General features: G+C 65.8%; 15 protein-coding genes. 8 read left to right on the forward strand and 7 right to left on the reverse strand.

From position 1 onward, the window contains the following. Window positions 1–66: 66 nt before the first annotated feature. From I6F24_RS19370 to I6F24_RS19380, 3 genes are all read left to right on the forward strand, one after another. Complete coding sequence (locus I6F24_RS19370) at window positions 67–807, forward strand: crotonase/enoyl-CoA hydratase family protein (RefSeq protein ID WP_225149147.1); 741 nt, start codon at window positions 67–69, stop codon at window positions 805–807. Window positions 808–891: 84 nt separating this feature from the next. After that, the gene (gene upp, locus I6F24_RS19375; RefSeq protein ID WP_036007202.1) at window positions 892–1527 is read left to right on the forward strand and encodes a uracil phosphoribosyltransferase; all 636 of its coding nucleotides are present in this window, start codon (window positions 892–894) and stop codon (window positions 1525–1527) included. Window positions 1528–1560: 33 nt separating this feature from the next. Beyond that, on the forward strand, window positions 1561–3135 hold the full coding sequence (locus I6F24_RS19380; RefSeq protein ID WP_225149387.1) for an AMP-binding protein: 1575 nt from the start codon (window positions 1561–1563) through the stop codon (window positions 3133–3135). Window positions 3136–3155: 20 nt separating this feature from the next. Here I6F24_RS19380 and I6F24_RS19385 read toward each other — a convergent pair whose 3' ends face one another. Beyond that, window positions 3156–4322, reverse strand: a complete 1167-nt coding sequence (locus I6F24_RS19385; protein ID WP_060735112.1) for an acyl-CoA dehydrogenase family protein — start codon at window positions 4320–4322, stop codon at window positions 3156–3158. A gap of 96 nt (window positions 4323–4418) precedes the next feature. On the opposite strand from I6F24_RS19385, the gene I6F24_RS19390 reads away from it, so the two are divergent. Continuing rightward, window positions 4419–4922 carry a MaoC family dehydratase gene (locus I6F24_RS19390; RefSeq protein ID WP_346656912.1) on the forward strand — a complete coding sequence of 168 codons (504 nt, stop codon included), beginning with the start codon at window positions 4419–4421 and terminating at the stop codon, window positions 4920–4922. Beyond that, the gene (locus I6F24_RS19395) at window positions 4922–5773 is read left to right on the forward strand and encodes a CoA ester lyase (protein WP_225149149.1); all 852 of its coding nucleotides are present in this window, start codon (window positions 4922–4924) and stop codon (window positions 5771–5773) included. The genes I6F24_RS19390 and I6F24_RS19395 overlap by 1 nt, the downstream gene beginning before the upstream one ends. 31 nt (window positions 5774–5804) lie before the next feature. Here the strand turns inward: I6F24_RS19395 and I6F24_RS19400 are convergent, their stop codons facing one another. Then, entirely contained in the window at window positions 5805–6206 is a 402-nt protein-coding gene (locus tag I6F24_RS19400) for a hypothetical protein (protein WP_225149150.1), read from the reverse strand. Window positions 6207–6470: 264 nt separating this feature from the next. Between I6F24_RS19400 and I6F24_RS19405 the strand changes: the two genes are divergently transcribed. After that, window positions 6471–6689: a hypothetical protein gene (locus I6F24_RS19405; RefSeq protein ID WP_225123961.1), complete on the forward strand. Its 219-nt coding sequence runs from the start codon at window positions 6471–6473 to the stop codon at window positions 6687–6689. Continuing rightward, window positions 6686–6862, forward strand: a complete 177-nt coding sequence (locus I6F24_RS19410) for a hypothetical protein (protein ID WP_225112092.1) — start codon at window positions 6686–6688, stop codon at window positions 6860–6862. The genes I6F24_RS19405 and I6F24_RS19410 overlap by 4 nt, the downstream gene beginning before the upstream one ends. A gap of 294 nt (window positions 6863–7156) precedes the next feature. On the opposite strand, the gene I6F24_RS19415 is transcribed toward I6F24_RS19410, so the two are convergent. From I6F24_RS19415 to I6F24_RS19430, 4 genes are all read right to left on the reverse strand, one after another. Continuing rightward, complete coding sequence (locus I6F24_RS19415) at window positions 7157–8263, reverse strand: trypsin-like peptidase domain-containing protein (protein WP_109145920.1); 1107 nt, start codon at window positions 8261–8263, stop codon at window positions 7157–7159. A 164-nt stretch (window positions 8264–8427) separates the two neighbouring features. Beyond that, window positions 8428–8763 (reverse strand): hypothetical protein, encoded by a 336-nt coding sequence (locus I6F24_RS19420; RefSeq protein WP_074447551.1) that lies wholly within the window; start codon window positions 8761–8763, stop codon window positions 8428–8430. Between the two features lie 87 nt (window positions 8764–8850). Beyond that, window positions 8851–9342: an Hsp20/alpha crystallin family protein gene (locus tag I6F24_RS19425; RefSeq protein ID WP_225126118.1), complete on the reverse strand. Its 492-nt coding sequence runs from the start codon at window positions 9340–9342 to the stop codon at window positions 8851–8853. 77 nt (window positions 9343–9419) lie between these two features. Then, window positions 9420–9881 (reverse strand): Hsp20 family protein, encoded by a 462-nt coding sequence (locus I6F24_RS19430; RefSeq protein ID WP_225149151.1) that lies wholly within the window; start codon window positions 9879–9881, stop codon window positions 9420–9422. Between the two features lie 309 nt (window positions 9882–10190). Between I6F24_RS19430 and I6F24_RS19435 the strand changes: the two genes are divergently transcribed. Then, on the forward strand, window positions 10191–11753 hold the full coding sequence (locus I6F24_RS19435; RefSeq protein WP_051056911.1) for a hypothetical protein: 1563 nt from the start codon (window positions 10191–10193) through the stop codon (window positions 11751–11753). Here I6F24_RS19435 and I6F24_RS19440 read toward each other — a convergent pair. Continuing rightward, window positions 11742–13043, reverse strand: a complete 1302-nt coding sequence (locus tag I6F24_RS19440) for an MFS transporter (RefSeq protein ID WP_036007173.1) — start codon at window positions 13041–13043, stop codon at window positions 11742–11744. The genes I6F24_RS19435 and I6F24_RS19440 overlap by 12 nt on opposite strands. Between the last annotated feature and the right edge of the window lie 130 nt (window positions 13044–13173).

A 13173-nucleotide genomic window follows, 5' to 3' on the forward strand; every position in this document is an offset into this window, starting at 1 on the left:
AAATTATATTGATTGGTCTACATCAGCCTCCGACAGTCAAGGCATGACAATGACGGAGAGAGGCAGATGCCTGAGAGAGTGACCTATGAACTGAACGACGGCGTGGCGCGGATCGGGCTCGACGACGGCAAGGTCAACGTGATGTCAGCCGCGATGCTGGGCGAGATCGGCGCCGCCTTCGACCGCGCCGAGACGGAGGCGGAGATCGTGGTGCTGCGCTCGGGCCGGCCAGGCATCTTTTCCGCGGGCTTCGATCTGAAAGTGTTCGCCTCGGGCGATGCTGCCAAGAGCCTGGAGATGGTCCGGGCCGGCGCCGAGCTTGCGCTGCGGCTGATGTCGTTTCCACATCCGACCATCGGCGTGATGGAGGGCCATGCTTACCCGATGGGAACGTTCCTGCTGCTCGCCTGCGACGTCAGGCTGGGCGCGCGCGGACCGCACCGCATGGGGCTGAACGAGGTGGCGATCGGCATCGCGCCTCCCAGCTTTGCCATCGAGCTCGCGCGCAGCCGGCTGCATCCGGCCTGGCTCAGCCGTACCGTCACGCTTGGCGAGATGTACGAACCCGGGGAGGCGCAGACGGCCGGCTTTCTCGATCGCGTGGTTACACCTGAGATGGTCGACGCCACGATCGAGACGATCATCACCGGCCTGCGCGCCATCCACAAGCCGTCGCATGCCACGGCAAAGCGGCGCCTGCGCCGGGGAGCCATGGACGCCATGCGCGCGGCGATCGGTCGCGAGCTGACCATGGCTGCCTATGAGGCAAGCAACCGCGCGCGCAGCGCAGTCGCGCTGCCCGGTTGAGGTCGGCTATCCCGCGGAAAAGGCGTTGCCTAAAACTCCCTGGCCGATCTGGCGCAGTTTCACGGAACCGTGTAGAGCGGTTTCATGAGCACAGGCAATGTCAACGTCGTCGCCCACCCCCTGGTCCAGCACAAGCTCTCCCTGATGCGGGAGAAGGACCGCTCGACCAAGAGCTTTCGCGAGATCCTGAACGAGATCGGGATGCTGCTGGCCTACGAGGTGACGCGCGACCTGCCGCTGGAGCTGGTGGACATCGAGACGCCGATCGCGCCGATGCAGGCACCCAAGATCGCCGGCAAGAAGCTCACGCTGGCGCCGATCCTGCGCGCCGGCGTCGGCTTTCTCGACGGCATGCTCGCCCTGATGCCGTCGGCGCGCATCGCCCATATCGGGCTCTACCGCGACCCCGAGACGTTGCAGGCCGTGGAATATTACTTCAAGGCGCCGCAGGACCTGTCCGACCGCACCGTGATCCTGATGGATCCGATGCTGGCGACCGGCAACTCGGCCTGCGCCGGCGCCTCCCTGCTCAAGGCGCGCGGCGCCCGCGATATCCGCTTCGTCTGCCTCCTGGCCGCCCCTGAAGGCATCGCCAAGTTCCAGAGCGAGCATCCCGACGTGCCGATCTGGACCGCCGCGATCGACGAGCGGCTCAACGACCACGGCTATATCGTGCCGGGCCTGGGCGACGCCGGCGACCGGATGTTCGGCACCAAGTAGACAGGTTTGCACGACCGGGTTAGTCCGATGGCCATGAGTGCCAACGATTTTTCGCTGCAATCGCTGCTCCGGATCAAGACCGCCGCCGACCCTGCCCTGGTATTCGACGGCAAGGCCGTCTCTCGCGCGGAATTCTCGGCGAAGGTCGAGCAGAGCGCCGCCTGGCTAGCCGCGCAAGGCATCGGCAAGGGCGACGTCGTTGCGGTCTGGCTGGTCAACCGGGTCGAATGGCTGACACTGCTGTTCGCCGCCGCACGGCTCGGTGCGGTCGCCGCCGCCGTCAACACGCGCTACCGCAGCGCGGAAGTCGCGCACCTGCTCAAGCTGTCAGGCGCGAAGCTCATGGTGGTCGAGGCGGCATTCCGCGCGATCGACTTTGCCGCCATCCTCGCCGATGTCGCCGAGGCCGAGGTGCCCGCGCTGGAACGGCTGGCGGTGGTCGGCGCGGATGCGATCCCCGCACGCTGGCCCTGCGTGCGGTTCGATGCGTTCGAGACGCCTTACCCTTCCCCTCCGCCGCGCCAGGATGATGTCGACCTGCCCGTGCTGCTCTACACCACGTCGGGCACGACCAAGGGGCCGAAGCTCGTCGCGCATTCGCAAGCGACGCTGGCGACGCACGCCGCCTCCGTCGCCCACGCGCTCCAGCTCGATCACCACCGTCATTCGCTCCTGGCGATGCTGCCGTTCTGCGGCACCTTCGGCATGACGAGCCTGCTCGGCTTCCTCGCGGCCGGCGCGACCATTCATGTGCTCGATGCCTTCGAAGCAGCGCCGGCGCTGGAGATCCTCAGCACGGAGCGCATCACGCATTCCTTCGGTTCGGACGAGATGTTCCGGCGCATCCTCGCCCTCACCGATGCGCCACACCCGTTTCCGCATCTCGAAGTCTGCGGCTTCGCCGCGTTCCAGCCCGGCTGGCGCGAGCTGGCTGTGGAAGCCGAAGCGCGCGGCATGAAGCTGTATGGCCTCTACGGATCGAGCGAGGTGCAGGCGCTGTTCTCGATCGGCGGCCCCAGTGATGCCTTTGCCGATCGGATCGAGGGCGGCGGCTGGCCGATGTCGCCGGAGGCGAAAGTCCGCGTGCGCGATGTCGAGACCGGAGAACTTGCGGCCAGCGGCGTCTCCGGCGAGATCGAGATCAGCGCACCCTCGCGCTTCCTTGGCTATTTCAACAACCCGGAGGCAACGCGCGAGGCGATCACCGTCGACGGATTCTTCCGCACCGGCGACATCGGCCGGCTGCGCGGCGACGGGTCGTTCGTCTACGAGACTCGCGCCGGCGATGCGATGCGCCTCGGTGGCTTCCTGGTCGCGCCCGGTGAGATCGAGGACGAGCTCAAATCCTGCACCGGTGTCGCCGACGCCCAGGTCGTCGCCATCGATCTCAAGGGGCAGGCGCGCTGCGTCGCCTTCGTGATCCCGACAACGGAGCCGCCCATCCAGGAGACGCTGATCGCGCGTCTGCGCGAGCGGCTCGCCGGCTACAAGGTGCCGGCGCGGATCTATGTCGTGGACGCCTTCCCGGTGACCGACAGTGCCAATGGCGTGAAGATCCAGCGCGCCAGGCTTCGCGCCATGGCGATGGAGCGGATCGCCGCCGAATAGATTCGCTCAGTACGACTTGTTCAGTACGATTTGGCGAGCCCCAGCACCTTTTCCGCGATGAAGCTGAGGGCGAGCTGCGGGCTGACCGGCGCGATGCGCGGGATCAGCACCTCGCGCAAATAGCGCTCGACGTGGAATTCCTTGGCGTAGCCGAAGCCGCCATGGGTCATCACCGCCTGTTCGCAGGCCGAGAAGCCCGCTTCGCCCGCCAGATACTTTGCGGCATTGGCCGCGGCGCCGCAGGGCATGCCCTTGTCGTATTGCCAGGCCGCCGACATCACCATCAGCCAGGCCGCCTCGAGCTCGACCCAGTTCACCGCAAGCGGATGCTGGATGCCCTGGTTCTTGCCGATCGGCCGGTTGAACACCACGCGCGTCTTGGCGTATTCGGTCGCGCGCGACAGCGCGAGTTTTCCCAAACCGACAGCCTCGGCCGCGATGAGAATGCGCTCCGGATTCATGCCTTCGAGGATGTACTCGAAGCCTTTGCCCTCCTCGCCGATGCGATCCTCCATCGGGATCTCGAAGTCCTCGAAGAACAGCTCGTTGGAATCGACGATCTTGCGGCCCATCTTTTCGATCTCGTGGACCTTGATCCTGTTGCGGTCGAAATCGGTGTAGAACAGGCTGAGCCCGTGGGTGGGCGAGCGCACCTCTTCCAGGGGCGTGGTGCGCGCCAGCAGCAAAATCTTGTGCGCGACCTGCGCCGTCGAGATCCACACCTTCTGACCATTGACGATGTAGCGGTCGTTCTTGGCGACCGCGCGGGTCTTGAGCTGGGTGGTGTTGAGGCCGGTGTTGGGCTCGGTGACGGCGAAGCACGCCTTCTCGCGGCCCTCGACCATCGGCGGCAGCATGCGCCTGCGCTGCTCCTCGGTGCCGAACACGACGACGGGGTTGAGCCCGAACACGTTGATGTGCACCGCCGAGGCACCGGACATGCCGGCACCCGACTCGGCAATGGTGCGCATCATGATCGCAGCTTCCGTGATGCCGAGCCCGGAGCCGCCATACTCTTCCGGCACGCAGATGCCGAGCCAGCCGGCGTCCGCCAGCGCCTTGTGGAAGTCGTGCGGGAAGCCGCCATCGTGGTCCTTCTTCAGCCAATAGGCGTCGGGAAAACCTTCGCAGATCTTGGCGATGGCGTCGCGAATGGCTTCCTGCTGATCGGTGAGCGCGAAATCCATGGTCTTGATCTCCCTTCGCCAAGCGTTCTTTAGCTCGAAAAACTGCAGGCAGATACGTGAATTTGCCCGCGAAGTGTGTCTACCATGCATGGGGTCATGCGGCGCGACGTGACGCGCGCGCCGTTATTTCGCAGGGAGGAAACCGCGATGGCCGGACTATATTTCGAGGACTTTTCCGTGGGCCAGGAGTTCAGGCATCCGCTGACCCGGACCGTCACGGAGATGGACAACACCATGTTCAGCCTGCTGACGCTCAACCCGCAGCCGCTGCACATCGACGCGCATTTCGCCGAGAAGACCGAGTTCGGCCAGCGCATTTTCAACAGCCTATACACCCTCGGCATCATGATCGGCATGACGGTGTATGATACGACCTTAGGGACTACCGTCGCCAATCTCGGCATGACCGACGTCACCTTTCCGAAGCCGGTCTTCCATGGCGACACGTTGCGGGCCACGACAAAGGTGCTCTCTGTGCGCGAATCCAGATCGCGGCCCAAGGCCGGCATCGTCGAGTTCGAGCACCATGCCCTGAACCAGAGCGACGAGATTGTCGGCAAATGCCGCCGCATGGCGATGATGCACAAGAGGCCGGTCTGATGCGTTCGATGCTGTTCGTGCCGGGCGATTCCCCGCGCAAATTCGAGAAGGCGAGCGAAGGCAAGGCCGACGCGCTGATCATCGATCTCGAGGATTCCGTCGTCACCGAGAAGAAGGCGGAGGCGCGTGAGCTCACGCTCTCGATGCTGAAGAGCCGCCCCGGCCCGCATCAGCTCTATGTCCGCGTCAACGCGCTCGACACCGGCATGACGCTGGCCGATCTCGCCGCGATCATGCCGGGCAGGCCTGATGGCATCGTGCTGCCGAAATCGCAAGGCGGCGACGACGTGCGTCAGGTCGCGACCTGGCTCGAAGCTTTGGAAGCCGCCTCCGGCATCGCGATCGGCGCGACCCGCATCGTCTGCGTCGCGACGGAGACCGCCGGCTCGATCTTCGGGCTCGGCAGCTACAAGGGCAGCTCCCCTCGCCTCGCCGGACTGATGTGGGGCGCGGAAGATCTCTCCGCCTCGCTCGGCGCTACCGAGAAGGCGAGCGGCGGCGTGTTCCACAGCCCCTATCGCCTGGCGCGGGATCTCTGCCTGATCGCGGCGGCAGCCGCCGAGGTCGCGCCGATCGACACTGTTTACACCGACATCGACAATCTCGCCGGCCTCGAGCAGGAGACGCGTGCCGCGCGGCGCGACGGTTTTTCGGCCAAGGCGCTGATCCACCCCAAGCATGTCGACATCGTCAACGCGGCCTTCGCGCCGACGGAGGCCGAGCGCGCCTGGGCGGAGAAGGTGATCGCGGCGTTCGCGAGCAATCCCAATTCCGGCACGTTGCGGCTCGACGGTCAGATGATCGACAAGCCGCACCTTCGCGCGGCGATGAAGATTCTCGGCCAGTCCTAGAGCGGGACGCAAGCCGGGCCGGCTGCCGGCCTCAGTCGAACCCCTGAACGGGCGGTGCCGAGGAATGCGTCGGCGCGGCAGGCGCGGCTTGAACCGGCGGAGCCTGGACCGGCGGGGCCGGATTGCCGGCAGCTCTCATCTGGCCGTTGGCGGCCATTGCCTCGCGCGTGCGCGACGGGCTACCGGTCGCGGCGGCGCGACGCGGCGGCGGCTGCCGGTGCCTGGCCGACTGCGAGCCTCTCAGGCCCCAGGACCGGGCGATCGAAGGTCCGGCCGTGTAGCCGATCAAGGCGCCGGCGACCGCACCCACCGGCCCAAGCACGACCGCACCCGAGACCGCGCCGAGCGCCGCGTCGCCTGCGCGCTCCTGCGCGAGCGCGCCCGCGGGCACGCAGGCCAGCATTGCGACAGCAGTGATCAGTGCCTTGTTCATCGGAGCGCCTCCCTCGCGACAGATCACTCCTGCTCAAATATGGCCACACGAGGTTCGCTTGCCGGCCAACAAAAGGCAATCGCGCCCGGAACCCGGGCGTCCGGACAGCTCGATTGGCCGACCATCGATCTCCAGGAGCCAGCGACAAGGACAGGCGCGCCAACATCTTGACACCGCTCACCCGCTGAATATTTTTTTGCCGAGAAGAGATCTTCTCATCCTCGCAAACCAAAGGATCTAACGCGACCGTCTGGAGAGACGACGATGCTCGATGAGAATTTGGCCCGCATTCGTGCGCACCGCAACAACATCCACCGCTACCGGCGCCTGCTGAAGACCAGGCTGTCGCAGCTCGAGCGCCAATTCATCGAGAGGCGACTTGCCGAAGAGCGATCGGCGCTCGATGGCCTGACCGCCACCACCTTTCCCGTCGGCTTCCGCGCCGCCGAAGCGCCGGCGAACGCGTTGGGGATGGCGCAATGAACAGCCAACGCGACCTGCTCATCCGCGGCAGCGAGAAGGTCATCGGCCATTACGAGCTGCTTCTTGCCAGCGCCAAGAGCGAGCATGAGCGCCAGCTTTATCGCCAGCGCATCGAACGCGAGCGGCGGCTGATCCGGGACCTGCAAGGCGAATGGGATCACCGCGCGGCCTGAGCTGGGAGATCACGCCTCCCCGGCACCGTCGCAGGGAGGGCTATCGCATTTGAGAGCTCTCCCCTGCGGCCATCCTTCGAGACGCTCGCTTGAGGCGGGCTCCTCAGGATGAGGACGGAGTGTGTGGCTGCAGTTTCAAGAGGCACTGACGCTGATGAGCCTCATCCTGAGGAGGCGCGTAAGCGCCGTCTCGAAGGACGAGGCGTGCGCAACGACCGCCATCACAAGTCATATGCCATAGCCCTGCCGTCGCAGGGACGAACCGCTTCCGCGGTTCGTCCCTGCGCATTCGTTTCAGCGGACGAGGCGATTGGGGCCTGCGAGTGCGCTGCTCGTGCCGGCTGCGGGCGCCACTCTCACCGTGGCGGTGAACGGCGCACCGTTGCGTAGCAGCGTGAGCTTCACGTCCTCGCCGATCCGCGCCAGGCCGATCGTGTTGCGGAGCTGGGCGGCAGTGCGGATCGGGCGGTCGTCGGCGCCGGTCACGACATCGCCCTTGCGCAGGCCGGCCTTCTCTGCGGGCGAATCCGCCGCGATCTCGGCGATGACGGCGCCCTGATTCAATCCCTTGTTGACCGACGGATGCAGGTCCTTCAGCGAAATGCCGATGCGGCCGCGCTCGACCCGGCCGCTCACGATGATCTGCTCCATCACCTTGCGCGCCATGTTGACCGGAATGGCAAAGCCGATGCCGACGTTGCCGCCCGCGGGCGAGATGATCGCCGAGTTGATGCCGACGAGCTCGCCACGCAGGCTGACCAGCGCGCCGCCGGAATTGCCGGGATTGATCGCCGCGTCGGTCTGGATGAAATCCTCATAGCCCTGCTTGCCGAGGCCGGTGCGGCCCAGCGCGCTGACGAGCCCCGAGGTCACGGTCTGGCCGAGGCCGAAGGGATTGCCGATCGCGAGGACGAAATCGCCGACATCGAGCCCGTCGCTGTCGCCGAAGGCAAGCGCCTTGAGCCCGACCGGGTTCTGAACCTGGAGCACCGCGACATCCGTGGGCGGATCACGGCCGATCACCTTGGCGGAGAACTGCCGGCCGTCCTTGGTCGTGATCTGAACGGCGGATGTGCCCTCGACCACGTGATTGTTGGTCAGCACATAGCCGCGCTGGGCGTCGACGATGACCCCGGAGCCGGTCGCATTGACCTCCTTCTCGATCTGCCGGGGAACGTCGAAGAACTCGCGAAACAGCGGATCGCGATAGAGCGGATTGTCCTCGCGCACGCGGCCGTGCACGGAGATGTTGACCACGGCGGGCGTCACCTGGCGCACCAGCGGCGCCAGGGTCGGCACCGGGCCGCCGGTCTTCACATCCGGGATCTGGCCGGCGGCAGGCTGCGACGCCGTGAGCGTCAGCATCAGCAAGGCCAGGAACAGCAGACGCACAGCATTCATCATCGTCACCCTGCCGCTTGTGTTGTGGGGAGTTTCGAAACCTTCGTGGCTTCAGCCTTCGTCGCCTGACGCGACGATCCAGCCTTGCAGGGCCAGAAGCGGGACAGTCCAGGCTGCCGCGGCCTGACCGAGCAGCACGAGAGCGAGGACGGTGGGCGTGACTATCATGCCGCCTGCCCTTCTGCGGCGGCCCATGGCCGCCGCAGCCGCATCGGCACGCCGCCGCCCCGCGGCGGATCATCATTGTCATTGTCGCCGTCGAGCTTGCGCAAGGCGGCCAGAATGTCGGCGAGCCGGACCGTGTGGCTCATGCCGGGAATCTCGCGCAAGGCGGGACAGGATTCGACCGCATACATGTCCGATGCCCAGGACGACAGGATGACGCGCTTCTCGGGCGACGAGAGCTCCTCCGCATTCAGGACGTCGGCAGGCGAGTCGTAATGGGCGGCAGGATGAAACAGCGGATTGAGAGTGCCGGAACTGGTATTCACGTTGGTCATCGATGGGTCTCCCACATGCTCCTTTCCAGGGGGACGGCTTGTTGACGATGAGACGGCGGCGCCACATCGCCGTCGTCTCACCTGACTTTAATGCGTATTGATCGCGATGCGCTTGACGCCTTCGCGCGCCTTCTCCGATTTCGGCAGCGACACGGTCAGGACGCCGTTCTTGAACGATGCCTCGGCCTTGTCCTCCTCGACACCCTCCAGCGGAATCTGCCGCTCGAAGGCGCCGTAATAGCGCTCGGTGAAGAACTTGCCTTCGCCGTTGCGCTCCGCCTTCTTCTCGCCGCGGACGGTCAGCACGCCATTGGCGATCTCGACCTGAACGTCCTTCTCCGTCAGGCCGGGAAGCTCCGCCGAGACGGTCAGCGTCTTGTCGGTCTCGCTGAGCTCGACCTTCGGCCAGCCGAAACGGCCCTCCATCAGCGGCGACAGGCTGGTCGCCCCGAAGCCGCGGAAGACATCGTCGAACAGACGGTTCATCTCGCGGTGAAGCGTCAGGAACGGATCGAAATTGTCGCGCGCCGGCGCAAGCTCCTGGTTCTTCGACCAGGGAATGAGATCACGAAAAGCCATGGTACCCTCCTTCATGCATCGGAAAGCGCGGCCCGCGCACGCGCGCGCCGCGTTCCGCTACCTGTTCGATCGAGCGATCAGGCTGCTTTCTTCTGCTCGATCTGCGTTGCCGCAGGAGCGCCGCCCGCGATCGGAATGCGACGCGGCTTCATGGCTTCCGGAACCTCGCGGACGAGGTCGATGATCAGGAGCCCGTCCTGGAACGAGGCCTGCTTCACCTGGACATAGTCGGCGAGGTTGAACACGCGCCGGAACGGACGCGCGGCGATGCCCTGGTAGAGGTATTCGCGCGCAGCCGTCTCGGGCTTCTTGCCCTCGATGGTGAGCGCGTTCTGTTCGGCCGTCACGGTGATGTCGCTCGCGCCGAAGCCTGCCACGGCAAGGCTGATCCGGTAATGGTCTTCGCCGGATCGCTCGATGTTGTAGGGGGGATAATTATCCTCGGTCGCCTGGCGGAGCGTGCTGTCGACGAGGTCGGCCAGGTGGTCGAAGCCGATGGTGGAGCGCCACAGCGGCGCAAAGTCAAAGCTGGTCCTCATAACCAAGTCCTCCAAAGAGCAAGATGGATACGAAGGAGCGCAAGGCGGGATTTCAGACGGGTCCGAAAGACCAACCCGGCGCCCGTGCCGGACCCGGTTGGCATCCGACACACCGCTCTCGCGGCGAAAAACGACTTAGAAAACCGCAAACCGGTTTCAAGAGGGGCCAACGGATTTTTTTTCGACGCCATCGATGGTCCGCCGAGCCCGGACGCACTCGGCGGCAACGGCAAGGTAAAATAGGGGTAAAATGGGCGGGTCGAGGGTAAGGCCAGGTTGCCTCCGCGCATCTGGCCCCGGGCAACGCGCATGACGAACCAGGCGGCAGCACACCGCAGACCAGGGACCCGACCGCGTCCGGCCGGTCGCACGGCCGGCGCGATTGCCCTGCTGGCCGCCGCAACCACCTTTGCGGCGCAGGCCGACGACATTGCCATCTCGCCTGCCGGGCTAAAGACGCTCGGAACGATCGATGCGCGCTTTCAATCCTACAACATCGAGATGGTGGAGGTGACCGGCGGACGGTTCTGGAAGCCTTATCCGCGAACCGCACGTGGCTTCGACGAACGGGATCGTTACAGCGCGCGGCCGCCGATCGATCTTGCCAATGCGCGACTGCGCCTGCTCGCCGCCGCGTTGTCGCCGGCCTATCTGCGCGTGAGCGGCACCTGGGCCAATGCGACGTTCTTCGCCGAGACGCCGGGAGAGCCACCGCCGGGATTCAACACGGTGCTCAGCCGAGCGCAGTGGCGCGGCGTCGTGGAGTTCGCGCATGCCGTCGATGCGGAGATCGTCACCTCCTTTGCGATCAGTCCCGGCAGCCGCGATGACCACGGCATATGGAAGCCGGATCAGGCGCAGCATCTGGTCGACACCACGCGCGCTCTGGGTGGGCGCATCGCCGCCGCCGAATTCATGAACGAGCCGACGCTCGCAGCGACGGGCGGTGCACCGGCGGGCTATGACGCGGCCGCGTATGGCCGCGACTTCAAGGTCTTTCGCGAGTGGATGCGGCGCGCCGCACCGGAGACGCTGATCCTCGGTCCCGGCTCGGTCGGCGATGCACCATCGCCGTCCGGAGCGGGGCTCACCACGCGGGACCTGCTTGCCGCATCCGGTCCCGGCGTCGATCGATTCTCCTATCACCATTACAACACGATCTCACCGCGCTGCGGCGGGCACGACGATCCGGCGCAGGCCCTCTCGGAGCAATGGCTGGCGCGCACGGATACGACACTCCGGACCTACCAGGCGCTGCGCAACGCATTCGAGCCGGGCAAGCCGATCTGGCTGACCGAGACGGCTGATGCCGCCTGCGGCGGCGGCTTATGGGACCGGACTTTTCTGGACACGTTCCGCTATCTCGACCAGCTCGGACGCCTGGCGAAGGCCGGCGTCCAAGTGGTGATGCACAACACGCTGGCTGCCAGCGATTACGGCCTGCTGGACGAAACAACGTTCCGGCCGCGGCCGAGCTATTGGGCCGCGCTGCTCTGGCGCCGGCTGATGGGAACGATCGTGCTCGACGCAGGCAAACCTGCTGCGCGCGATCTCCATCTTTACGCGCATTGCCACCCAGCCACGACAGGCGCGGTGTCGCTGCTCGCAATCAACACCTCGCGCGGCACATCGCGCACGCTATCGCTGCCGGATTCCGCCAAGCGGTACACGCTGCACGCAGCGCAGTTGCAGGGTACGATTGTGCAGTTGAACGGCAAGAGGCTCACGCTGACCCCTGAGGGCCAGCTGCCCCGGCTCGAGGCACGCGCAGCACCGCCGGGAGCAGTCAGGCTTGCGCCGACGACCATCACCTTCCTGGTGTTTCCGAACGCTGCAAGTCCGGCTTGCTTGTCCCGACGCTCAGGATCTTAGCGGGCCCCGCGCCGTCTCCGGCGCCAGCAGCGTCGCGACGATCGTGATGACCGACAGCGCGACGATGTAGACCGACACCGCCCAGTAGGAGCCGGCCCAAGCCAGCAGCGCAGCCGCGATCAGCGGCGAGAAGCCGCCGCTGAGCGCCGCCGCGACGTTGGCGCCGAGCGAGGCACCGCTGTAGCGCACCTGGGTGCGAAACAGCTCCGGCATGAACGCGGCCTTCGGCCCGAACAGCAGCGCATGGGTGAGCGTCATCGTGACGACGAGCGCAAGCGTGATCAGCGCCGGCTCCCTGGTATCGAGGAACCAGAACAGCGGAAACGCCAACGCCACCGAGAACACGCCGCCGGCCAGATACAGCGCCTTGCGTCCGAAGATGTCGGACAGCCAGCCGGCAAGCGGCAGCGTCGCGAACTCGACGATCGCGGCATAGACCACCGCATCCAGGATCACCTGCCGGGGCAGGCCGAGCTTGGTCGTCGCGTAAACCACCGTGAACACGGTGAGGAGATAAGCGAGCCCGACCTCCGATACCGTGATGCCGATCGCGAGCAGAAAGCTGCGCCAGTCGCGGCGCAGCACTTCGAGGGCCGGCTGCGCCAGCACCTCCTTGCGCTCGACGATCTCCTTGAAGTGAGGCGTCTCGGCGAGCTTGAGCCGCACGATGAAGCCGACGCCGACCAGCAGAATGCTGATCAGGAACGGCACGCGCCAGCCCCAGCTGAGGAAGTCCGCCTCGGGCAGCTTCGTCATCAGGGCGAAAATGCCGGTGGAGGCGGCGACGCCGACGGGAAAGCCGACCTGCACCAGGCTGCCGTAGAAGCCGCGGCGATTGCCGGCGTGCTCGATCACCATCACGACCGCGCCGCTCCACTCGCCCCCGAGCCCGATGCCCTGAACGAAACGAAGGATCACGAGCAGGATCGGGGCCCAGACGCCGATCTGATCGTAGGTCGGCAGGCAGCCGATCAGGAAGGTGCCGAGCCCCATCGCGATCATGGTCGCAACCAGCATGGTCTTGCGGCCGAGCCGGTCGCCGTAATGCCCGATGATGGCGCCGCCGATCGGCCGCGCGACGAAACCGACCGCATAGGTCGAGAATGCCGCCAGCGTGCCGACAAAGGGATCGAAGCTCGGGAAGAACAGCTTGTTGAAGACCAGCGCCGCCGCCGTGCCGTAGATCAGGAAATCGTACCACTCGATCGCGGTGCCGAGCGCACTCGCCCACACCACATGCGCCGTCGTCGATCTTTCCGCGGAAGCGGAGACCCCCGTTGCTGTCGTCATGCCCTGCCCTAAAAGGATTCCGGACGGCATCATGGCCAAACCTTGTGACGGCTGCAATCTGTGGAGGTGTTGCCTCCCACAGGATTACGGCGCGGGATTTGTGCGCAGGTCGCGCACCACCCGTCATTGC

The organism is Bradyrhizobium sp. BRP23 (assembly GCF_020194135.1).
GTDB lineage: Bacteria > Pseudomonadota > Alphaproteobacteria > Rhizobiales > Xanthobacteraceae > Bradyrhizobium > Bradyrhizobium yuanmingense.